The organism is Novosphingobium sp. NDB2Meth1 (genome assembly GCF_900117425.1).
GTDB lineage: Bacteria > Pseudomonadota > Alphaproteobacteria > Sphingomonadales > Sphingomonadaceae > Novosphingobium.
Window position 1 is genome coordinate 299,383 of record NZ_FPEH01000011.1, and the last position, 22,016, is coordinate 321,398.

General features: G+C 65.2%; 16 protein-coding genes. 7 read left to right on the forward strand and 9 right to left on the reverse strand.

The window, feature by feature from the left end:
• Window positions 1–243 precede the first annotated feature (243 nt).
• Window positions 244–1,017: an SDR family NAD(P)-dependent oxidoreductase gene (locus NDB2M1_RS01755; protein WP_054121736.1), complete on the forward strand. Its 774-nt coding sequence runs from the start codon at window positions 244–246 to the stop codon at window positions 1,015–1,017.
• 12 nt (window positions 1,018–1,029) lie between these two features.
• Here the strand turns inward: NDB2M1_RS01755 and lepA are convergent, their stop codons facing one another.
• Complete coding sequence (gene lepA, locus NDB2M1_RS01760) at window positions 1,030–2,832, reverse strand: translation elongation factor 4 (protein WP_054121735.1); 1,803 nt, start codon at window positions 2,830–2,832, stop codon at window positions 1,030–1,032.
• Between the two features lie 329 nt (window positions 2,833–3,161).
• Here lepA and NDB2M1_RS01765 point away from each other — a divergent pair, with 329 nt between their 5' ends.
• Window positions 3,162–5,435 carry a TonB-dependent receptor gene (locus tag NDB2M1_RS01765; protein WP_072379044.1) on the forward strand — a complete coding sequence of 758 codons (2,274 nt, stop codon included), beginning with the start codon at window positions 3,162–3,164 and terminating at the stop codon, window positions 5,433–5,435.
• A 73-nt stretch (window positions 5,436–5,508) separates the two neighbouring features.
• On the opposite strand, the gene groL is transcribed toward NDB2M1_RS01765, so the two are convergent.
• Entirely contained in the window at window positions 5,509–7,128 is a 1,620-nt protein-coding gene (gene groL / locus NDB2M1_RS01770; protein ID WP_072379046.1) for a chaperonin GroEL, read from the reverse strand.
• A gap of 46 nt (window positions 7,129–7,174) precedes the next feature.
• Window positions 7,175–7,489: a co-chaperone GroES gene (gene groES, locus NDB2M1_RS01775; protein WP_072379048.1), complete on the reverse strand. Its 315-nt coding sequence runs from the start codon at window positions 7,487–7,489 to the stop codon at window positions 7,175–7,177.
• Between the two features lie 255 nt (window positions 7,490–7,744).
• Here groES and NDB2M1_RS01780 point away from each other — a divergent pair, with 255 nt between their 5' ends.
• On the forward strand, window positions 7,745–8,047 hold the full coding sequence (locus tag NDB2M1_RS01780) for a protein usg (RefSeq protein ID WP_072379050.1): 303 nt from the start codon (window positions 7,745–7,747) through the stop codon (window positions 8,045–8,047).
• Here the strand turns inward: NDB2M1_RS01780 and NDB2M1_RS01785 are convergent.
• Window positions 8,044–8,664 carry a glutathione S-transferase family protein gene (locus NDB2M1_RS01785; protein WP_072379052.1) on the reverse strand — a complete coding sequence of 207 codons (621 nt, stop codon included), beginning with the start codon at window positions 8,662–8,664 and terminating at the stop codon, window positions 8,044–8,046. The two genes, NDB2M1_RS01780 and NDB2M1_RS01785, sit on opposite strands and share 4 nt — an antisense overlap.
• A 93-nt stretch (window positions 8,665–8,757) precedes the next feature.
• Window positions 8,758–10,641 carry an NAD(P)-binding protein gene (locus NDB2M1_RS01790; RefSeq protein ID WP_072379054.1) on the reverse strand — a complete coding sequence of 628 codons (1,884 nt, stop codon included), beginning with the start codon at window positions 10,639–10,641 and terminating at the stop codon, window positions 8,758–8,760.
• A gap of 113 nt (window positions 10,642–10,754) precedes the next feature.
• Between NDB2M1_RS01790 and NDB2M1_RS01795 the strand changes: the two genes are divergently transcribed.
• Window positions 10,755–11,279, forward strand: a complete 525-nt coding sequence (locus tag NDB2M1_RS01795; protein WP_072379056.1) for a hypothetical protein — start codon at window positions 10,755–10,757, stop codon at window positions 11,277–11,279.
• A 27-nt stretch (window positions 11,280–11,306) separates the two neighbouring features.
• On the opposite strand, the gene NDB2M1_RS01800 is transcribed toward NDB2M1_RS01795, so the two are convergent.
• The gene (locus tag NDB2M1_RS01800) at window positions 11,307–12,356 is read right to left on the reverse strand and encodes a hypothetical protein (RefSeq protein WP_072379058.1); all 1,050 of its coding nucleotides are present in this window, start codon (window positions 12,354–12,356) and stop codon (window positions 11,307–11,309) included.
• 14 nt (window positions 12,357–12,370) lie between these two features.
• Window positions 12,371–14,659: a TonB-dependent receptor gene (locus tag NDB2M1_RS01805; RefSeq protein ID WP_171955298.1), complete on the reverse strand. Its 2,289-nt coding sequence runs from the start codon at window positions 14,657–14,659 to the stop codon at window positions 12,371–12,373.
• A 268-nt stretch (window positions 14,660–14,927) separates the two neighbouring features.
• Between NDB2M1_RS01805 and NDB2M1_RS01810 the strand changes: the two genes are divergently transcribed.
• A complete protein-coding gene (locus NDB2M1_RS01810) occupies window positions 14,928–16,361 on the forward strand; it encodes a M20/M25/M40 family metallo-hydrolase (RefSeq protein WP_072379063.1) in 1,434 nt (477 codons plus the stop codon).
• Between the two features lie 4 nt (window positions 16,362–16,365).
• Here NDB2M1_RS01810 and NDB2M1_RS01815 read toward each other — a convergent pair whose 3' ends face one another.
• Window positions 16,366–17,373 (reverse strand): NADP-dependent oxidoreductase, encoded by a 1,008-nt coding sequence (locus NDB2M1_RS01815; protein ID WP_072379065.1) that lies wholly within the window; start codon window positions 17,371–17,373, stop codon window positions 16,366–16,368.
• Between the two features lie 219 nt (window positions 17,374–17,592).
• Between NDB2M1_RS01815 and NDB2M1_RS01820 the strand changes: the two genes are divergently transcribed.
• Window positions 17,593–18,318 carry a DUF4197 domain-containing protein gene (locus NDB2M1_RS01820; RefSeq protein ID WP_171955299.1) on the forward strand — a complete coding sequence of 242 codons (726 nt, stop codon included), beginning with the start codon at window positions 17,593–17,595 and terminating at the stop codon, window positions 18,316–18,318.
• A 3-nt stretch (window positions 18,319–18,321) separates the two neighbouring features.
• Here NDB2M1_RS01820 and NDB2M1_RS01825 read toward each other — a convergent pair whose 3' ends face one another.
• Complete coding sequence (locus tag NDB2M1_RS01825) at window positions 18,322–21,027, reverse strand: EAL domain-containing protein (protein ID WP_072379069.1); 2,706 nt, start codon at window positions 21,025–21,027, stop codon at window positions 18,322–18,324.
• A gap of 158 nt (window positions 21,028–21,185) precedes the next feature.
• Between NDB2M1_RS01825 and NDB2M1_RS01830 the strand changes: the two genes are divergently transcribed.
• On the forward strand, window positions 21,186–21,998 hold the full coding sequence (locus NDB2M1_RS01830; protein ID WP_253185738.1) for an alpha/beta fold hydrolase: 813 nt from the start codon (window positions 21,186–21,188) through the stop codon (window positions 21,996–21,998).
• The last annotated feature ends 18 nt before the right edge of the window (window positions 21,999–22,016 follow it).

Genomic DNA, 22,016 nt, shown 5'->3' on the forward strand with positions numbered 1-22,016 from the left:
AGTATTGCATCCAACCTGTATTTGGAAAGATAGTGCATATTCGAAGTCAGCATAAATCAGAACGCGCATCTTGAAGTCGTCTGGAGTGCTGCAGCACCGAATCAATTCTGAATGGCTTCAGTCTGCCGCCCCTCCCGAACAGGGCCTTTGGGGCCGATGGGTTCTCGCGGCTTTCTGCACAGTGGCCATCGGCAAAATCGGCGTTAGGATGCCGCCAAACAGAACCGATGGAGAGACATGCCCATGACTGAGCTTGCCGGCCGCGTTGCCCTCGTCACCGGCGCTTCGCGCGGCATCGGCGAGGCTTCGGCCCGCGCCCTTGCCGCGCTTGGCGCCAACGTCATCGTCAGCGATCTGGCGGCACCCGAAGCACTTGCGGAGGAACTCGGCGGCCTCGCCCGCGCGCACGACGTGACCGACGAGCAAAGCTGGATCGATACGATGACCTTCGCCCGCGACGCCGCCGGCGGGCTGGATATCCTCGTCAACAATGCCGGACTGTTCCTTGCCAAGCCGCTGACCGAAACCACGCTTGAAGACTGGCGCCGCCTGCACAGCGTCAATGTCGAAGGTGTGTTCCTCGGCTGCAAGCACGCCGTGCCGCTGCTCGCCGAGCGCGCCAACCTGTGGACCGGCGGCACCGCGATCATCAACCTCTCGTCCGTCGCCGGCCTCGTCGGCTCCGCGCTGGTCAGTTGCTACAACGCCAGCAAGGGCGCGGTCCGGCTCTTCACCAAGGGCGTCGCGATGGAAGTCGCGCCGCTGCGTATCCGTTGCAATTCGGTCCACCCCGGCATCATCGAAACCGACATGGGCCGCGACCTCGTGTCCCAGTTTTCCGCCGCCACCGGCACCGGCGTGAACGACACCCGCGCCGCCTTCTCCAACCTCCACCCGCTGGGCCACTTCGGCGTGCCCCAGAACGTTGCCGACGCCGTCGCCTTCCTCGCCTCGGACCGCGCGGCCTTCATGACCGGCTCGGAACTGGTCGTGGACGGCGGCTTCACGACGAGCTGATCGCGCCGCCCGTCACTCCTCGCCCATCCTCAGCGCGGCGATGAAGGCTTCCTGCGGGATGGTCACGTTGCCGTACTCGCGCATGCGCTTCTTGCCTTCCTTCTGCTTCTCCAGCAGCTTCTTCTTCCGCGTGATGTCGCCGCCGTAGCACTTGGCGGTCACGTCCTTGCGCATCGCGCTGATCGTTTCGCGCGCGATGACCTTGGCGCCGATCGCGGCCTGGATCGGGATCTTGAACATGTGGCGCGGGATGAGGTCCTTCAGCCGCTCGACCAGATGCCGCCCGCGCGGGTCGGCCTGGGTGCGGTGGACGATCATCGAAAGCGCATCGACCGGCTCGTTGTTGACGAGGATGTTCATCATCACGAGATCGCCTTCGCGCAGCCCGATCTGCTCGTAGTCGAAGCTGGCGTAGCCGCGGCTGATCGACTTCAGGCGGTCGTAGAAATCGAACACCACTTCGTTGAGCGGCAGCTCGTACGTCACTTGCGCGCGGCCGCCGACGTAGGTCAGGCCGGTCTGGATGCCGCGGCGATCCTGGCACAGCTTGAGGATCGAGCCGAGGTATTCGTCCGGCGTGTAGATCGTCGCCTTGATCCACGGCTCCTGCATTTCCGCGATCTTGACCTGATCGGGCATGTCCGAGGGGTTGTGCAGTTCGCGCACCGTGCCGTCGGTCATCGTCAGGCGGTAGACCACCGAGGGCGCGGTGGTGATGAGGTCGAGGTCATATTCGCGGCTGAGGCGCTCCTGGATGATCTCGAGGTGCAGCAGGCCGAGGAAGCCGCAGCGGAAGCCGAAGCCGAGCGCCGCCGAGCTTTCCATCTCGAACGAGAACGAAGCGTCGTTGAGCCGCAGCTTGCCGATGCTTTCGCGCAGCTTTTCAAAGTCCGCCGCATCGACCGGGAACAGGCCGCAGAACACGACCGGCTGGACTTCCTTGAAGCCTGCCAGCGCCGCGGTCGCCCCGCCCTTCACGGTGGTGATCGTGTCACCCACGCGGGCCTGCGCGACTTCCTTGATCTGCGCGGTGATGAAGCCGATCTCGCCCGGGCCGAGTTCGGCGAGTTGCTCGATCTTGGGCCGCATGCAGCCGACGCGGTCGATCAGGTGCTCGGTCCCGCCGGCCATGAACTTGACCTGCAGACCCTTCTTGATCACCCCGTCGATCACGCGGACGAGAATGACGACGCCGAGGTAGGGGTCGTACCAGCTGTCGACCAGCATGGCTTTGAGCGGCGCATTGCGGTCACCCTTCGGCGGGGGGATGCGGGCGACGACCGCGTCGAGCACGTCCTCGATGCCGATGCCGGACTTGGCGCTGGTGAGGACGGCCTCGCTCGCGTCGATGCCGATCACTTCCTCGATCTCGTTGCGGACCTTCTCGGGCTCGGCGGCGGGCAAGTCGATCTTGTTGATGACGGGCACGATCTCGTGGTCGTGCTCGATCGACTGGTAGACGTTCGCCAGCGTCTGCGCCTCGACGCCCTGCGCCGCATCGACCACCAGCAGCGCGCCTTCGCAGGCGGCGAGGCTGCGGCTGACTTCATAGGCGAAGTCGACGTGGCCGGGCGTGTCCATCAGGTTGAGCTGATAGGTCTTGCCGTCCTTGCCGGTGTAGTCGAGCCGGACGGTCTGCGCCTTGATCGTGATCCCGCGCTCGCGCTCGATGTCCATGTTGTCGAGCACCTGCTCGCTCATCTCGCGCTCGGAGAGCCCGCCGGTATACTGGATCAACCGGTCGGCCAACGTCGACTTGCCGTGGTCGATGTGCGCGATGATGGAGAAATTACGGATCAGCGAAAGGTCGGTCATCGGGCGCCGTTAGCAGTGTGCGCGCCCCGAGTCATCAGGTCCGTCCGGGAGGGGGTTGACACGGTTGACACAGTCCTGAGGAAAAACTCCATTCGATTAGTCCAAGCGCTTTGATCGACCGGGGCGATTACTGAAACGGTGCGGAAAGCGGCCATTTCCATACCATGCCAGCTTGAGCGCATGTAGGACAGCCCCGCATTTCCGGCGCTTAGGTCGCGCCCTTCCCCGACGAATCAGGCGAGAGGGTTGACGTCCGTTTCGGCTCCTAATATTAGAATGATCATTATTAATCTAGTTCACTCAAAAGATTCCAATCCAAGGGGAGAGTCATGAAGGCCAAGACCGCCGTTCCATTCCTGCTGGGTGCAAGCCTTTTCGCATTGGCCGCGCCCGTCCAGGCGCAAGAAGCCGCCACTGGCACCGATGCAGCCAAGCCTGCCGAAGGTCTCGGCGAGATCGTCGTCACCGCCAACCGCGTCGCCTCGAGCGCGCAGGACACCCCGATCGCGCTCAACGTCTATACGGGCGCCGCGCTCGCGGATCAGGGTGTCAACACGGTGCGCGACCTTGCGCAGATCGACCCCAGCGTGAACGTGACGAACTCGACCGGCGCCGCCTATGTCGCTGTGCGCGGCATCGCCTCGACCGACGTGACCGAAATCGGCGACCCCTCGGTGCCGATCACGCGCGACGGGTTCTTCGTGAACCGCTCTTTCTCGATCAGCTCCTCGTTCTATGACGTGGCGCGCATCGAGGTGCTCAAGGGCCCGCAGGGCACCTTGCAGGGCCGCAACTCGACCGGCGGTCTTGTCAGCATCGTCACCAACCGCCCCGAAATGCGCACCGGCGCCTATGGCAGCATCGAGGCCGGCAACTACAAGACGATCAACGGCGAGGCCGGCGTCAACGTCCAGCTCGCCGATGGTTTTGCAGTCCGCGCTTCGGGTACGATCCTGAGCCACGAAGGCTACCGCAAGTCGGCAGGCCCCGCTTTCGACGGCGATGACGAGAACTTCAAGTCTGGCCGCATCCAGGCGCTCTACAAGGGCGGCAATGGCCTTTCGCTCTGGGTTTCCTACCAGCACGACAGCCGCGACGTGAACGGCGATGCGCAGTTCCGAGGTCCCCTCGGCGGCCCCATGCCCGACTTCGGCAAGGCAAGGACCTTCACCAGCTTCGCGCCCACGATGACCAAGCTCGAGAGCGACCGTGTGCGGTGGGAAGCGGCCTACAGCGCCGACCTGGGCCTCAACTTCATCTATTCAGGCGGCTATGACAGCGCCGACTGGCGCAACCGGCTCGATGCGACCAGCGGCTATCCCGCCAATCGCCAGTTCCGCCAGCAGGAAACCCCCAAGACCTGGAACCACGAGTTCCGGGTAAGCAACAACAAGGGCGGCAAGCTCTTCTTCCAGGCCGGTTACTTCTATTTCCAGGAAAAGAACGTCGTCAATTCGGGGATCTTCAACCTCGACATGACCGGCGCGTTCGGCCCCGGCGGTCCGTTCGGGCCGGGCGGTCCGCTCTCGTTCCTGCCCAACGTCGACCAGTCGAACCGCTACGGCATCAAGTTCGACTACAACATCCTGACCCGCTCGCAGGCGCTGTTCGGCCAGATCGAATACAAAATGACCGACCAGCTGCAGCTCAGCCTTGGCGGCCGCTATACCTGGGACAAGAAGGTGCGCACCGGCAACGCCGTGCTGAGCCTGCCCGCGCTCGCCTTCCCGCTCTGCGGCAACGACTTCCCGAACCCGGGTTCGTGCCCGCCCTTCCCCCTGACGACACCGGGCAACGGCAACCTCAACCAGGGCCAACCGACCTGGCACGTGGGCCTCAACTACCGCCCCGCACCGGGCACGTTGGTCTACGCAAAGTATGACCGCGGCTACAAGTCGGGCGGGTTCAATTCGAACGGCAGCGCACCTTCGGTGGATTACGGCCCCGAGAAGCTGGACGCGTTCGAAATCGGCACCAAGAACTCGCTGATGGGCAACACCTTGCAGCTGAACGCCGCAGTGTTCTACTTCGATTACAAGGGCTACCAGGGTTCGCAGTTCACCGACGCGACCTCCAGCGGCTCCGGCGTTTTCAACGTCGGCAGTGCCAAGGTGTTCGGCATCGAAGGCAGCCTCACCGCACTTGCCAGCAAGACCACCCGCGTGAACCTCAACGCGGCCTATCTGCACACCAAGTTCGGCGACGGCATCCGGATCAATACCGGCGCCAATCCGCCGGTTTCGGTGGATATCAGCGGCAACCGCCTGCCCAATGCGCCGGAATTCACCGCATCGGGCTCGATCGAGCAGGATCTGCCCGTCTCGTTCGGCACGTTCACCGCGCGGATCGACGCGAAATACTCCTCGGACTTCTACTATGGGGTCTTCAACACGGTCGATACGCGCTCGTGGGACTACGTGCTGGCCAATGCGAACATCAAGTTCACGCCGAACAACAGCTTCTGGGAAATCTCGGCCTACGTGCGCAACGTGTTCGACAAGCAGGTCCTGGCCTACGCGACGCAGAACTTCAACGCGGGCAGCAACACCTATCAGTTCCAGGCCCCGCGCACGTTCGGCGTGCGTGGCAGCGTGAAGTTCTGATCGGCACAAGCGCCTGACATGCAAAAGGGGCGGCGGCTGCAAGGCCGCCGCCCCTTTCGTTTGGCCGGATGGATCAGAAGTCCATCGGCGGCGTCGCGGCCGCCTTCTCATCCTTGGGCAGTTCGGCGATCAGCGCCTCGGTGGTGATCAGCAGGCTGGCGACCGATGCCGCATCCTGCAGCGCCGTGCGCACGACCTTGGCCGGGTCAATCACACCCGCCTTGACGAGGTCTTCATAGGCCCCGGTGGCCGCGTTGAAGCCCCAGGCGTAGTCCTCGCTCTCCAGCAGCTTGCCGACGATGTACGAGCCGTCCTCGCCCGCGTTGTCGGCGATCTGGCGCGTCGGCGCGCGCAGCGCGCGGCGCACGATGTCGATGCCGGACTGCTGGTCGTCGTTGGCGGGCTTGAGGTCACCCAGCTTCTGCGTCGCGCGCAGCAGCGCGATGCCGCCGCCGGGCAGGATGCCTTCCTCGACCGCCGCGCGGGTGGCGTGGAGCGCGTCGTCGACGCGGTCCTTCTTCTCCTTGACCTCGACCTCGGTCGCGCCGCCGACCCGGATGACGGCCACGCCGCCTGCCAGCTTGGCCACGCGCTCCTGCAGCTTCTCGCGGTCGTAGTCGCTGGTGGTCGTCTCGATCTGCGCGCGGATCTGCGCAACGCGCGCGTCGATCTCGCTGCGGGCGCCGGCGCCATCGACGATGGTGGTGTTGTCCTTGTCGATGATGACCTTCTTGGCGCGGCCGAGCATGCCGACGGTGACGTTCTCGAGCTTGGTGCCAAGCTCCTCGCTGACCACATTGCCCGCGGTGAGGATCGCGATGTCTTCCAGCATCGCCTTGCGGCGATCACCGAAGCCCGGCGCCTTGACCGCGGCGACCTTGAGCCCGCCGCGCAGCTTGTTGACGACGAGCGTCGCCAGCGCCTCGCCTTCCACGTCCTCGGCGATGATGAGGAGCGGACGGCCCGACTGCACGACCTGTTCGAGCAACGGGATGAGCGCCTGGAGGTTGGAGAGCTTCTTCTCGTGGATGAGGATGAAAGGATCGTCGAGCTCGACCTTCAGCTTCTCCGCATTGGTGACGAAATAGGGCGAGAGATAACCGCGATCGAACTGCATGCCTTCGACCGTCTCGAGCTCGGTCGCGAGGCTCTTGGCTTCCTCGACGGTAATCACGCCTTCGTTGCCGACCTTCTCCATCGCTTCGGCGAGGATGCGGCCGACTTCCTCGTCGCCATTGGCCGAGATGGTGGCGACCTGCGCGATCTCGCTGTTGGCCGAGACTTTCTTGGCATGCGCCGCGAGATCGGCGACGACCGCCTTGACGGCCATGTCGATGCCGCGCTTGACGTCCATCGGGTTCATCCCCGCGCCGACCGCCTTGGCGCCTTCGCGCACGATCGCCTGGGCAAGCACGGTGGCGGTGGTGGTGCCGTCACCGGCCTTGTCGTTCTGCTTGTTCGCAACCTCGCGCAGCATCTGCGCGCCCATGTTCTCGAACTTGTCCTTGAGCTCGATTTCCTTGGCGACGGTGACGCCATCCTTGGTGATGCGCGGCGCGCCGAAGCTCTTTTCGATCACCACGTTGCGCCCCTTGGGGCCGAGCGTGACCTTGACGGCATTGGCCAGCGTATCGATGCCGCGCAGCATCCGCTCGCGCGCTTCGCCGGCAAACTTGACTTCCTTGGCAGCCATTGTGGCCTACCTCCTCTCAGATGGGTTGGACGAAAAAGGCGCCTGATCAGGCCGCCTTCTTGAGCTCCGCTGCGGCTTCGATCACGCCGAGGATGTCGCTCTCCTTCATGATGAGCAGGTCCTCGCCATTGATCTTGACCTCGGTGCCGGACCACTTGCCGAACAGGATCCGGTCGCCTTCCTTGACGGTGAGCGCGATAAGTTCGCCAGCCTCGTTGCGGGCACCGGCGCCGACGGCGATGACTTCGCCCTCCTGCGGCTTTTCCTTTGCGGTATCGGGAATGATGATGCCGCCGGCCGTCTTCTCCTCGGCCTCGATGCGGCGGACCAGCACGCGGTCGTGCAAGGGTCGGAAATGCATGCATAACCTCCAGTTGCAAAACGATGTGTTGAACGCCTCCCCCGCATGACCGGCAGGAGGCACCAAAAAGCTAGGTGCGGGCAAAATCGGCTTCAAGGGGGCGATGCGATTTTTTGGCACTCTACCCGGTTAAGTGCCAATATTTCAGATACTTGACGGATGTTCACGAGTGAGGAAGACTGCCCCTTGTCCGGTGCGTGCCGGGGGATGGCCGGGCCGGACCCTTGAGAGAAGGGAGTACCTGCCTTGCCTGCCATGCCGCAACTTCCTGCCCTGCCCAGCCCCGATGGAGGCCTGCGCCTCCGCCTCCTCGGCTATGGGCTGACGACCGCCGAGATCGCCTACTACCGGCCCGACTACCCGTGGCTGCTTCAGCTCTTCGCGTGGCAGGAATACGACGAGGCGCCGGACTTTCCGGTGCTGTTCGATTTCCTTGGCTTCTGGCGGCGCGACATCGGCGCGAAGATCCATTCGGTGCGGATCGCGCATGACCAGCTGATCCGCCCGGCGGAATGGCGCGCGGTGGACGGGGTGATCGAACTGCCCGCGCGGCACTAGGCCGCCTGCGCCACCTTTGCCGCAAGGAACGCCGGGCGCGCGGCGCAGCGCTCCCAATAGGCGGCGATTTCGGGGCTGAACTTGTAATCGAGGCCGAGGTCCTTCGCGAGGAGGAGTGCGTAGGCGGTGCAGATATCGGCCATCGTGAAACGCCCGGCGCAGAGCCATTCGCGGCAATCGGAGAGCGCGCGGGTGAGGTGCTTGAGGCGCGAGAAGAACCATTGGGTGTAGTCGTCGGCGGCCTGTGGGAGTCGGCGCTCTTCGGGTTCGAGGCGGGTGTAGCGCAGGACGATCGTCTGCGGGAACGTGAGCGTCGCCTCGCTGCGCAGGAGCCAATCGAGGTAGAGGCCGTAGTCGGGTTCCTCCGGCGCGAGGGCCAGCGGCGTGGGGCCATAGCGGGTGGCGAGATAGTGCGGGATCGCGCTGGACTCAGTCATCCGCGTTTCGCCATCGACGAAGAGCGGGATCGTGCCGAGGGGGTTCGCCTCGAGGTATTCCGGCACCCGGAAGCGCGGGGGGAACGGCATGGTGTGGAGCGTGTAGGCCAGCCCCATTTCCTCGAGCGCCCAGAGCGCGCGGAACGAGCGCGCATCGCGGCAGTGGTAGAGTTGGATCATTGTGTTGCTCTAACTACCCCTCCGACCCGCCTTTGGCGGGCCACCTCCCCATTTGCCCCTTCGACAAGCTCAGGGGAAAATGGGGAGGATCGTTTAGATCAGTCCCCGGCTGATGAGGCATTCCTGCACCGCGCGTTCGCCCATGTCGATGGCGGTGTTGGTAAAGGCGCTGCCCGCCGCGTCGGCATTGGCGATGGCAATGCGGCCGAAAGTCTGGCGGCCGATGACGTGGGGGCGCTGCTCGTCCGGCACATCGGGATCGCCGAGCGTATCGTAGGTATAGGCATAGCCGTGCGGCCAGCGGTTGACCGTGATCCCGGCGATATCGCGCGCGGCATTGAAGCCCGCAGCCCCGAGCATGCGCTGGAGCTGGCTACGGATCTCGCGTTCGATGGCGGGGTATTCCTCGGCCAGCATGGCAGCGCGGCCGATGCGGTTCTGCTCCTTGCGCGGCAAACCAGGTTGGTTCGGATTGCGCACCATGTGGATCACCACCGGTTCGTCGGGCGTATGCGCGCTCTTGTAGCCGCCGATGTCCACCGGATAGTCGAGCGAGGCGCCGATGTGGTAGCCGTTGGGCGCGCCGATCGACTTGACGCCGAGCTTGGCCCAGGGGCGCCAGTTCTTCACCAGCACGTTGGTGTACTGCATCGGCACCTTGGAGGCATAATGCAGCGCATCCTTCTGCACCTGCGGCAGATCGGGCACGATGAAGGGGATCACCATGTTGAAGCAGGCCATGATGACGTTCGCGCCCGTTACCGCAATGCGCTTGCCATCCTTCACATAGACGACGCGCACGGCCTTCTCGGTCTGGCGCGCCACCTTGCCGATATGTTCGGCGCGGATGACCATGCTCTTGAGGCGCAGGCGGGTGGGGTTCGCGGGATTGTCGAGCGCCGCATAGCGGGCGGGCGCGAGGACGACGCTTTCCTGATCGAGCTTGTCTGACGGGAAGGCGCCCGGGACCAGGCGGCTGACGAGCAGGCGGGCGACAGTGGCGTTGCCGTCCGGCCAATGGAAATGCTGCGCTTCGGCGGTGATCTGCTTGGGCAGTTCCATGGCCGCAAAACCCGGCATCCGCCCGCCGAGCGCGGCTTCCCATGCAGGAAGCGTATCGACGCGCTTGTTGTTGCGGAAGTAGTGGCCGAGGAAGAAGGGCAGGCTTTCCGGCAGCATCTTCGCGTGCTTGAGGAGATAGTCCTGATAGCTGATGTGCCGGAGGTATTCGGCGCGGGCTTCCGGCGTCAGGTCCGGGAGGTAGTTGACCTTTTCGGTATATATCCGCGTGAGGTCGGCGCGCACTGCCGGGGTGAGCGGGGCTTCGGCGAAGAACTGCGGCCACGGTTTGCTGCCGGTTCCGGTGACAAGCTTGTCGGCAAGGAAGTGCTCCTTGTCGAAGAAGGTGGCCGAGCCGAGGCCATCGTAGGCCTTGGTCTCGTAGCGGTGGTAGCTGGTGAGATCGACGCCGAGGTCCGCCAGCAGCTTCTTCGAGGTGAAACTGTAGGGGAACGGCGATTCAATGCTCATCGTGCCGCCGTAGGCAAGGATGGTGCGGCCTTCGTAAGTGAACTCGTTGCGCTTGGCGTGGCCGCCGAAATCGTCATGGTTGTCGAGGATGAGAATTTTGCGGTCGTCGCCCAGCGCCTGCCGGTAGAACCAGGCGGCGGAGAGGCCCGAAATGCCGCCGCCTACGATGACGAGATCATAGTGCTCGCCGCTGTCTTCGGCCTGCAGCGCACCGTTGAAATCGCCGTCGCGCGCCATGTGGGCGGCTTCGAACGAGCCGGGGTACTGGCCGCGCAGCCCGGTCAGCGCGGGGGGATAATCGCCAGCGGGCGCGACACTGGACGGCGCGGCCTGAGCCAAGGCCTTGGGTGCGGCGGCCATGGCTGCGCCAGCCGCGACACCGCCGATAAAGTCGCGCCGGGCAATCGGCAAATGGAGCCCCAGTTCCTTGTCCGACCACTCGCCCATGGCATGTCCCCCGTTTCTGCGCGCCGCGTGGCCATGATTTGTAATCGCAAAGCGGCCTTGCGCAATCGCCGAAATTGCGGCCTCATCGTGCCGACTTCGACAGGAGACCGCTGATGCTTCGTCCGCTGCTTGCCGCCGCCCTGATTGCTCTTGCCGCACCGGCCGCCGCGCAGACCGCGCCAAACCCCGCAGATACCTGCAAGACCGATCCCAAGTTCCGCGAACTGGATTTCACGCTTGGCAGCTGGGACGTCTACACCGGCGACAAAAAGACCGACGAAGTGACGATGGCGCTGATCCTCAACGATTGCGCGATCGAGGAGCACTGGAAGAAGACCGACGGGCACCCCACCGGCAACGGCATCGGCCTGTTCAACTATTCGCGGCTGCTGAAATCGTGGGGCTATACCTGGGCGACCGATGACGGCGCGGCGACGGTGTTTCGCGGCAACCTCGTGAAGCCGGGCGAGATGCGGTACGTGACCGAAAAGCCGTTGCCGAACGGAAAGGTGCGGCTGCGGCACTGGACGCTTTATGCCATGCCGGACGGCACGATCCGTGAACTGGCCATCGGCACCGAGGACGGCGGCGCGACGTGGACGACCGACTACGACCTCAAGTGGGTGCGCAAGAAGTAAGCGGCCTCAGCCCCCGCCGAAGAATGGCTATTTGAAGAACGGCAGGGGCGCCCCTGCCCCGGCATCGAAAGCGCGCCAGTCCTCGCCCAGCGCGGTGAGCGCGCTGGCGGCGATCTGGCTTTGCGTGAGGCAAGCCGAGCCTGCGGGCGCGGCGTGGACGCCGGGACCGATGGCCGCGAGCCAGATCGCATCCGAGCCGATGAAGCCTTCGGGATCGGCGATCGTGTAGTCCTGCGGCGCAAGCTTCCAACCGGCAGCGCTGCCATGCTCGGTCCAGTAGGCGCCCGGTTTGGCGCCGCGGCCATGGTCGGTGGTGACGATCAAGGTGGTGCGCCCGCGCCACGCCGGGTCGGCCTGCGCCATGCGCCATAGCTCGGCGATGAAATCATCGTCGCGGTTCATGGCAGAGAGGTACTGGGCATAGTCGCCTTCGTGCGCAAATTCATCGGTATCGCCGAGCGCGACATAGAGCACGCGCATGCCGCTGGCGGTGCGCAGCGCGTCCTGCGCCATGCGCATCGTGCGGGTCTCGGTGGGCAGCTTCCCGGCATCTTCGGCATTCACCGGCACACCGCTGCGCTTGTCGTTGATGATGTAGGGGAAGACATCCCAGGTGCCGTACATGCGCACGTTCCCGGTAAAGCCGGGCCGGCGGTTCAGCCATTCGAGGAATGTCGTGTTGCGGTTCCATATCTTGTCATTGGTGGTGATGGCGGGGTCGGGCCTGCCGGTGAGCAGCTCGTTGTAGCCGGGGTAGGAGAACCACATCGGATTGGTCACGCGCATGCACTGGCCTGCATCGCGGTTGCCGTGGAGCACGCCGCCCATCGTCGGCAGGCTGTGCAGGAACGGCATGACCGCCGGGCCAGTATTCCAAGCCTTTTCGACCGTCTCCTTCCAGTCGGGATGGGTGAACTTGGGGTCCACCGCCAGCGCCTTGTCGGCCCCGCGAAACACCTCCTGCCAGCGCGTGCCATCCATGGTGACAAGGATCAGGCGCTGGCCATCGGCAGGGGCTTCACCGCGCGCGATGGAGGGGAGCAGGAGAAAAGCTAGGGCAAGCAGCGCGCGGAGCATGGCATTCCCTCCCATCAGAACTTGCGCCCAACCCGGAAGCTGACGAAGCGGGGCCGCAGCGGATAGACGACGACCGAGCCGGGTCCGCAAATCGCGATGGCGCAAGTCGCGGTGCGGCTCTGCTGCGCGCGCCTGTCGCCCACGTTCTCGATGGTGAGCGAGGCGGACCAGTTGTCGCGGCTGACCCCGGTCGAGATGTCGAAGGTGGTGTAGGCGGGCTGGATACCGATCAGGCGCGCTTCCTCGACATCGAGTGAGGACGTGACGCTGGACTGGTGAAACACCGCGCCCTGCAAGTAGGCATTGAACGGGCCGAGGGGGAACTCGTAGCGCGCGAGGCCCGAGAGCTTGAAGCGGGGGCTGCCGGCGAAGCGGGTTCCGGCCGGGGCGCGCAAGGAATTGGGATTGCCCGCTGGGCTGGGGATCGTGCAATCGAACGCAGCATTGGTGTATTGGCACAGGTCCGTGGTGATTACGGCCTCGACCAAAGTGCCGGAGGCCTGCAACGAGAGGCCGCGCGTCGGAATGACGGTCAAGTCCGCCTCGATCCCCTTCGAGCGGGCACGACCGGCGTTGACGATATCGGTGATGCCGTTTTGGTCGCTGGTGACGGCGAACTGCGCCTGGGTGAGCTTTTCGAGGAACAGCGCGCCGTTGAACAGGACTTTGCCGTCAAGCCAGCTGGTCTTCCAGCCGATCTCGTAGTTGGTCAGCTTTTCGACCGCATAGGCAGGGGCCGAAGGGCGGCGGTTGATACCGCCGGGGCGGAAACCGGTCGACCACGTGGCGTAGAGCAGCTTGCCGGGGGCGGCCTTCCAGCTGAGGTTGAGCTTGTGGCGGACGCCCGAGCCGGTCGCCTTGGCGTTGATATTGTCGCAAGGCCGCTGCGTGCCATAGGCGCCCACCGTACCGGGGAAACACAGCGCCTCGCCGACCGCGCTGCGGGTGCCGTTGAAGCCGAAGAAGCCGATTACGTCGTTGTCGTACTTGTAGGCGCGCAGGCCGCCGGTCAGCGTCAGTGTCGGCACGATGTCGAACGCCGCTTCGGCGAAGGCGGCATAATCGCGGTCGGTGCGGAACTGGATATTGGCGTAGTTCACCCCCGGCAAGCCGGTGACGGACTGCACATCAGCAAGGTTCGGGACGGTATAGAGATTGCGCCAGTTGTTGGTCTGGCGCTGGTAGAACAGCCCCGCGACGATCCGCAGACGGTCCGTGGAGGGCGACGCGATGCGCAGTTCGTGGCTCTGCTTGGTGAAGCGTTCGTCCTGGCTGACGGTCTGCGCGGGGCTGATCAGATTGCCGGCATTGTCGAAGAAGTTGTTGCCGAAATAGTCCGGCGTGCTGGCGTAGGCGGTATCATAGAAGAACGCGTAGTCGGCATAATCGGAGGTATACCGCGCCTCGCGCGCGAAATAGGCGCCAGCATAGGTCAGATCGAAATGGCCGAGCTTGCCCTCGATGGCGAGGCTGGCCTGATACCACTTGTCTTCCTGCTTTTCAGGGAAGAACCGCGTGGTCTTGAGATCGCCGACCGAGGGCTTGTAGGCGAACGTGCCATTCGAGGTCTGGCGCTGGCCGATGAGCGTGGCGGTCGCCGTCCAGTTGTCGTCGAGATCGACCTTGAGCGCAGCGCGGCCGCCATAGGCTTCGATCGAGTTCTGGTCGCGGCCAACAAGGTCCTTGTTGTCGCGCACCGCGCCCGAGGTTGGATAGGTCACGCCGCGCGGGGCACGCACGTTGTCGATATAGCCGCCGTCGTACTGGTAGAATCCGACGACGCGCAGGGCGATGCGGCTGGACAGCGGGATGTTGAGATAGCTCTCGGCGATCCCGCCCCGCTTGCCGTGAACGACGGTGTTGGCGGTGAGATCGACCGAGCCCGAGAAGGCCTTGGTGTCGGGCTTGTTGGTGATGATGCGCAAGGTGCCCGCCTCGCTGCTCGCCCCGAACAGCGTGCCTTGCGGGCCGGCCAGCGCCTCGACGCGGGCGATATCGTAGACGTGGACGTCGATAGTCGAGCCGATGGTGGTGACCGGCTGCTCGTCGAGATAGACGCCGACGGTGGGGAGCGAGCCGGTGGAGAGGCGGTTGCCATTCGAAAGGCCGCGGAAATAGACTTCGGCCTGCCCGGGGCCGTAGCTCGAGTAGGAGAGGCTGGGGAGGAACTTGGCGTAATCGTTGAAATTGCGGACGTTGCGTTCGGCCAGCGCCTCGGTGGAAAGCGCGACGATCGAAAGCGGAACGTCCTGCAACTTCTCCGTGCGCTTCTGCGCAGTGACGACGATTTCGCCGGGCTGCACTGCAGCATCTGCCGCGTCTGCTTGGGCCGGATTTGGGATGTCCTGGGCATGGAGCGGACTGACGGCTGCCAATGCAGAAGCCGATACCCCACATATCCAGCGCCTTGCGTTGCTCACGGCTCATTCCCCCTGCCTGTGGCCCGATGATCTATCTATCGGCGATGACGATGGAATTACAGTGAGGTTGATGACCCTGCACACGTTGCAGGCTGTGGTGGACTTTCCCGCGGGGGAATGGAAACTACGCCGCGTAAGGGGAAATCATGCCATGACCACCAGACACGCCTGTGCCGCCGCAATGGCAGCCATGCTCGTCCTTGTCTCTCAAGCCTCGCATGCAGCCGATGCTGCGCTTGCGCGGCCGACGGCAGGCCAGCTGGCCTTCCGCGATCTGTACCGGGAGCTGGTCGAGACGGACACGTCGCTCGCCACCGGCAGTTGTACCGCGCTGGCAGAGAAGATCGCGGTACGTTTCCGCGCCGCAGGCTTCGGCGACGATCAACTGACGCTGTTCACGGACCCGGCCTTCCCGCTCGATGGTGGCCTGGTCGTTACCGTGCCCGGCACGTCGGCCAAGGCGAAGTCGATGCTGCTGCTTGGCCATATCGACGTCGTGAACGCCAGGCGCGAGGACTGGGTGCGCGATCCCTACGGCTTCATCGAAGAGGGCGGATACTTCTACGGGCGCGGCACGTCCGACATGAAATTGCTCGATGCGATCTGGATCGACACCTTGGTCCGCTTCAAGGCCGAGGGCTTCAGGCCAAAACGTACGATCAAGCTCGCGCTGACATGCGGCGAGGAATCCGGTGCGCGGATGAACGGGGCCAAATGGCTGGCCGAAAATCGCCCTGATCTGATTGCTGCCGCATTTGCGCTCAACGAAGGCGGCAACGGGACGACCGATGGGCACGGCAAGGTGCTCAGCCAATCGATGCAGACGGGCGAGAAAGCCAACCACAATTTCGAACTGCAGGCGACCAATCCCGGCGGGCACAGCTCGCTGCCGGTGGACGACAATGCGATCTATGAGCTGGCGGACGCGCTGGCACGGGTGCGAGCGCTGAAGTTCCCGGTCCACTTCAACGATACGACCCGCACCTACTTCGCAAAAGTCGGTGCTGCGCGTGGGGATGCTTTGGGGGCGGCGATGGCGCGCCTTGCCGCCAATCCGGCCGACCAGTCTGCAGAAGCCATCGTGGCTGCGGACCGCACGATGAATGCATTGCTGCGCACCACATGCGTCGCCACGCTGCTCGAAGGGGGCCATGCAGCCAATGCCCTGCCCCAGCGCGCCAAGGCCAATATCAACTGCCGGATCGTACCCGGCGAGGATGGCGCCACCACCCGCGCCGCACTGATCAAGGCAATTGCCGATCCGCGCATCACGGTCACTCCGGTTGGCCGAGTGCGTCCACTCGCGGTGCCCCCGCCGCTCGACCCGCGCATCATGGGGCCGGCAGAAAAGCTCGCCGCCCAGCACTATCCGGGCGTGCCTTTCGTCCCCGCGATGCTGGCTGGCGCAACCGACGCCACCTACATCGGGCCTCTCGGCATTCCGACGTACGGGGTGCCGGGTCCGCTGCTCGATCCGGACGGCAACGGTCTCCACGGTCTCAACGAACGACACTCGGTGGAAGGCGCTTACCGCGCACGCGATTACCTCCACGATCTGGTGAAGATCTACGCCGCGCAGGACTGAAGCGTCAGGGCCGCACCAGCAGGTTGCCGGTGTGGCCGCCCGCGAAAAGCAGCAGCAGCGCTTCGGCGAAGTGGTCGATGCCGGTCACCACGTGCTCGGGCAGGTCGAGCTTGCCCTCCTGCATCAGCGCCGCGATCTCGGCCTTCGCTTCGGGGAAACGCGCGGCGTGGTGGGTGACAACAAAGCCCTTCATCGTCGCGTTCCGCTCGGCCAGCTTGAGGTAGTTCCTGGGGCCGCGAACGTTGGCGAGGTCCGAGTATTGCGAGATCGCGCCGCAGATCGCGATGCGCGCATCGGCAGGTGCGAGGTTGGCGAGCGCGACGTCGAGGATCTCGCCGCCGACATTGTCGAAGAACACGTCGATCCCGTCAGGCGCGGCGGCGGCGACTTCGGCGGCGAGATCGGCATTCTTGTAGTCGATCGCGACGTCCGCGCCGAGCTTCTCCGTGAGGTAGCGGCACTTCGCCGGGCCGCCGGCAATACCGATCACGCGGGCGCCGCGCGCCTTGGCGAGCATGACGACCATCGAGCCGACCGCCCCCGCTGCGCCCGAGACGAGCACGGTATCGCCGCCCTTCACGTCCGCCACCGCGACAAGGCCGACCCATGCGGTGAGCCCGGTGGTGAGGCCAAGCGGGCCGACATAATCCGCCGGTTTGAGGCTGTTCGAAAGGTCGAGCTTGGTCAGCGCGGCGGCAGGGGTGAGCGCATGGGTCTGCGCCGCCAGCATGCCGTACACCCAATCGCCCACTGCCAGCGCGGGATCGGCGCTTTCGACCACCTGCCCCACCCCGAGAGCGCGGATCGTGGTGCCAAGGCCTGCCGTCTCGTGGAAGCTGCCGGGGGTGAGCGTGGTGCGGATCCACGCGTCCATCGAGAGCGTATCGACTTTCACCACGACATGGCCTGCCGGAACATCTGCGATTTCGCTGTCCTCGACGCCGAAGTCTTCGAGAAGCGGCAGGCCCTCGCGGTATTGCTTGAGGAAGATGCGGCGGTTGGTGTGGGGCATAGCTCGCTCCGCTTGGCTTGGCCTGTGCACCGAGAGCTAGGTGCCGCTACAGGGCGGTGCCATTGCCATTTTGACTAGCGAACCCGACGGCAGCCCTGCCCCAAGGTGCAGGCGCCCCCTTGCCCGAGGCGGCTCGCGGCGGCAGACTGGCCAAAACGGGACGGGGACAAGACGATGCGCGCAAGGATGTTGATACCAGGTGCGGGCCTTGCCTTGGCCGTGGCAGGCAGCGCCGCCGCGCAATCAGCGCAGGATGCGGGCAGCATTCTCGGCGCTATTCTCGGCCGCACGGCCCCGTCCGCCAGCAGCGCACCGACCACCTCCGCCCCGCCGCCCGGCGTGACCGACAGCGAGGCCTCCAGCGGGCTCAAGCTGGCGCTGGGCAAGGCGGCGGAAAAGGTCGTCGCGCAGCTGGGTCGGCCGGGCGGGTTTGCCGATGATCCGCGCGTGCGCATCGGGTTGCCGGGGCCGCTGGGCAAGTTGAACGGGCTGTTTCAGACGCTCGACCGCGCCGGGGTGGGCGGCGGACTTTCGGCCAAGCTCAACGCCGCTGCGGAAGGTGCGGTAGGCAAGACACTGCCGCTGCTCAAGACGGCGATCACGCGGATGACGGTGACCGATGCGCTGGGGATCGTGACCGGCGGCGAAACCTCCGCCACCGACTACTTCCGCCGCACGATGGGTCCGGACCTGCAGACCGCGATGACGCCGGTCGTTGCCAAATCGCTTTCGGGCGTAAAGGCGTTCCAGGCGCTCGACAATTTCACCGCGAAGAACAGCCTGATCGCGGGCCAGTTCGGCGCGAAAGACCTGACTGGCTATGTCACCCAGAAGGCGAGCGACGGGGTATTCCTCTACCTCGGCGAGCAGGAACGGGAGATTCGGCGCAATCCGCTCGGGACCGGGAGCAAGCTGCTGGGCAGGATCTTCGGGAAAGCGGGCTAGCGCTCAGCCAACCTTGCGCTGGTTTGCGGCGGGATCGGGCAGCGGGGCCAGAGTGGACCTGATCGCCACGGCGGCGATCCGGCCGTCATCATCAAGGCGCAGCGGCTGCGAGAATTCGACCCCCATGCGGTCGTCGCTCGCCCAGCGGCAGGTGGCGGTGACGGTGTGGCCGTCTGAGAGCTGGATGCGGAAGATGGTGCCCGGCGGCACGTTCCACAGGCCCTCGATCAGCGCGCCCGTCAGCGACATGTTGCGCACGGTGCCGTTGTAGCGATGGCCGCCGTGGTCGAGCACCACGCGGCGGAGCATGGCCTGGCGCGAGGCGCGGGCCGAACGGGGGCCGCGGGCGATCGCCATGAGGCCGGTGGCGAGGCGCGACTGGGTGGCGGACGCAGACAGCGGGCGTTCGTAGATATAGCCCTGCACATGGCTGCAGCCGAGCATGCGCACGAGATCGAGTTCGTCGAGCGTTTCGACGCCTTCAGCGGTCGTTTCCATGCCGAGCGCTTCGGCAAGGCTGACGATCGAGGCGATGATCGCGCCGTTGCGGCTGCCGGCCTGCGTGGCGCCGCGCACGAAGGACTGGTCGATCTTGATCTTGTCGAAGGGCGCGCGCTTCAGATAGCCGAGCGAGGAATAGCCGGTGCCGAAGTCGTCGAGCGCAAGGCGCACGCCGATGCCCTTGAGCGCGCGGAACATCGCCTCGGTGGCCTTGTCGTCACCCAGGAACACGCTTTCGGTGATCTCGAGTTCGAGCCGGTCGGGATGGACTGCGGCGGACGCGAGCGCGCTGGTCACCATCGAAGGCAGCGCCGGATTGGCGAACTGGAGCGGCGAGACGTTGACCGCGACGCGCACGTCATCCGGCCACTGCGCGAGATCCTGGCACGCCGTGCGCAGCGCCCATTCGCCGATCGAGACAATCAGCCCCGCATCCTCGGCAATCGGCACGAACTTGGCGGGCGAGATGAAGCCGTGGACCGGGTGGTTCCAGCGCAGCAGCGCCTCGAAGCCGGTGATCCGCTCGGTCGCGGTCTGGACGACGGGCTGGTAGTAAAGCTCGAGATTGCCGTGTGTGATCGCGTCGCGCAGGTCTTCCTCGAGCTGGCGGCGCTCCTCGGCATCGCTGTGGAGATCGGCGGCATAGAAGTGATAGCGTCCGCGTCCCGCGTCCTTGGCGGCGTAGAGCGCGAGGTCGGCATTGCGGATGAGCGCTTCGCTGGTAACGCCGTCGTCGGGCGCCAGCGCGATGCCGACCGAGGCGCCGATCATCACGCGGCTGTTCTCGATGGAATAGGACTGGCTGAGCGTCTCGATGATGCGCTCGGCGAGGTGAGCCAGCTGCTCGCGGGCGATCTTGCCGGCAAGGATGACCTGGAATTCGTCGCCGCCAAGCCGCCCGACGCGGCCGACGGTGCCGATCACGCGTTCGAGGCGCTGCGCGACCTGCTTGAGGAGGGCATCGCCGGCCGGGTGGCCGAGCGTATCGTTGACCTGCTTGAAGCGGTCGAGATCGAGCAGGAACACGGCGCAGGCGCGGTTCTGCTCGTTGGGCGCAGTGAGGATCTTCTCCAGCGTCTGCGACATCTGGAAGCGGTTCGAGAGGCCGGTGAGCGAATCGAAATGCGCGAGGCGCGAGGCGTGCTCCTGCGAGCGGCGCTTCTCGGTGAGATCGGTGCCCGAGCCGCGGAAGCCCTGGAAGTTGTTGAACGCGTCGTAAGTCGGGCGGCCCGTCACAGACCACCAGCGCTCCTCATCGTAGACGGCGGCGCGCACCGCCAGTTCGCTGAAGCTGGAGCGGGCGGAGAGGTGGAAGGCGAGCGTGCGCTCGCCCTCGCCCGATTGCTCGGAAAGGTTGAACAGTTCGGCAAAGGGTCGGCCGATGATCTCGTCCACCTTGCGGCCGAGGACATGCGCGACGGGCCGCGAGATATAGGTGATGAGGCCGCGGCGGTCGGTTTCCCAGAACCAGCCCTGCCCGGTCTCCTCGTAATCGGCGAGGATTTCCTCGGCGCGGGTCTGGATACGCACGCCCTCTTCGACCGCGATGCGCACCTTGAGATCGATCTCGCGCTGGCGGAGATAGGCCGCGACCGCGATCACGCCGCCGATCACCAGCGAGAGAATGCCGCCAGCGAAATGCGTGACCCAGGTGACGCCCGACCACATCGCGACTTCGGCGGTGAGCATGCCGGCAAGGCGGCCCGATTCGGTGACGGTGGCAAGGAGCGAGATCGTGACGAGAAGCGCGAGCGCCTGAACCCACGGCACCACGCCGCTGTTGGCCCACATGCCGATCGCGTAACCATAGATGAACAGCGGAATGCCGATCGAGGCCGCCATCAGCGCCATGCGGACGATGGTGGGATGGTCGCGGCTCTCCTCGTAGACCGAAGTGAAGCGCGCGACGAACAGCAGGGCGGAAGCCAGCAGTGCAAGCAGCGGCGCGATGATCGGGCGGACGGAGAAATTGGCGAGGGCAAGGCCGAGCACGCCCAGCACCATCGGCAAGGCCATATGCGGCCATTCGCGCGCGATCAGGCCTCTGCCCGGCCCGGTGCCGAACAGGAACGCCGCGCCGGCGACATCGGCGCGGCTGACCGGCGCGGTCGGCACGCGGTCCCGGCGCCGCTGCGTGCGCGCGAAATCGCGCACCGCGCGCGTCGGCTCGGCCTGCAAAGCAGCTGGGTCCCCGGTCGGTTGGCTCATCACCCGTCAATTGCGCTTAACTGCTTTGAGAAACCGTTAAGCGTGCCCCCATTCCGGACTTTTTTCCGCAGATTTCCTTGGGTTTGCTTTTGCTTGCCACGGCGCGGTGCTAGGGGCAGCGGCAAGCTGTTGTTTTACCAGAACCTCGAGGATTTCGCGTGGCCACGACCGCCAGTTTCACGATGATCGGCGTTGCCGGACGGCGCCTGCGGGTGGGCCAATGGCATGTCCAGCCGGCGCCGGGTGCCAAGGCGCCTGCACCGCGCCCGCTGGTGATCCTGAGCGGGATCGGCATGAACATGGAAATGCTCGAGCCGATCGCGCGGCGCCTGCCGGACCGCCGGATCATCAGTTTCGACATGCCGGGCATCGGCCAGTCACCCGATCCGATCTTCCCCTACACGATCCCGCATATGGCGCTGACATTGGCGGCGCTGCTCGACCGGCTGCGGATCGATTGCGTCGATCTGCTCGGGATCAGCTGGGGCGGCGCGGTGGCGCAGCAGTTCGCCTTCCAGCACCGCGCGCGCACCGGCAAGCTGGTCTTGGCGGCAACCTCGGCGGGCGGGACGATGATCCCCGGCAATGCCTCGATGATCAGCCAGATGCTTGATCCGATGGAATATTCTGTCGAGAAGACGCTGCGCCGGAACCTTGCGATGTTCTACAACGGCGGCGGGGCGGACCGCGTATCGCTGAACGCCGCAACCGCCCCCTCCCCGCTCGGCTGGAGCTGCCAGCTGGCGGCCTTCGCAGGCTGGAGCAGCGCCGCGTTCCTGCCGCTGCTGGGCATGCCGGTCATGGTGATGGGCGATGCCGACGACCAGCTGGTGCCGCCCGCCAACGCGCATTTCCTCCACAACGCGATCCCCGGCAGCAAGCTGGAGATGACCGCGGGCGGCGGGCACTTGTTCATGCTCGCCCAGCCGGACGCCTTTATCGGCAAGCTGACCGGGTTCCTTGACGCCTAGGCCCAAGCGGACATTGAC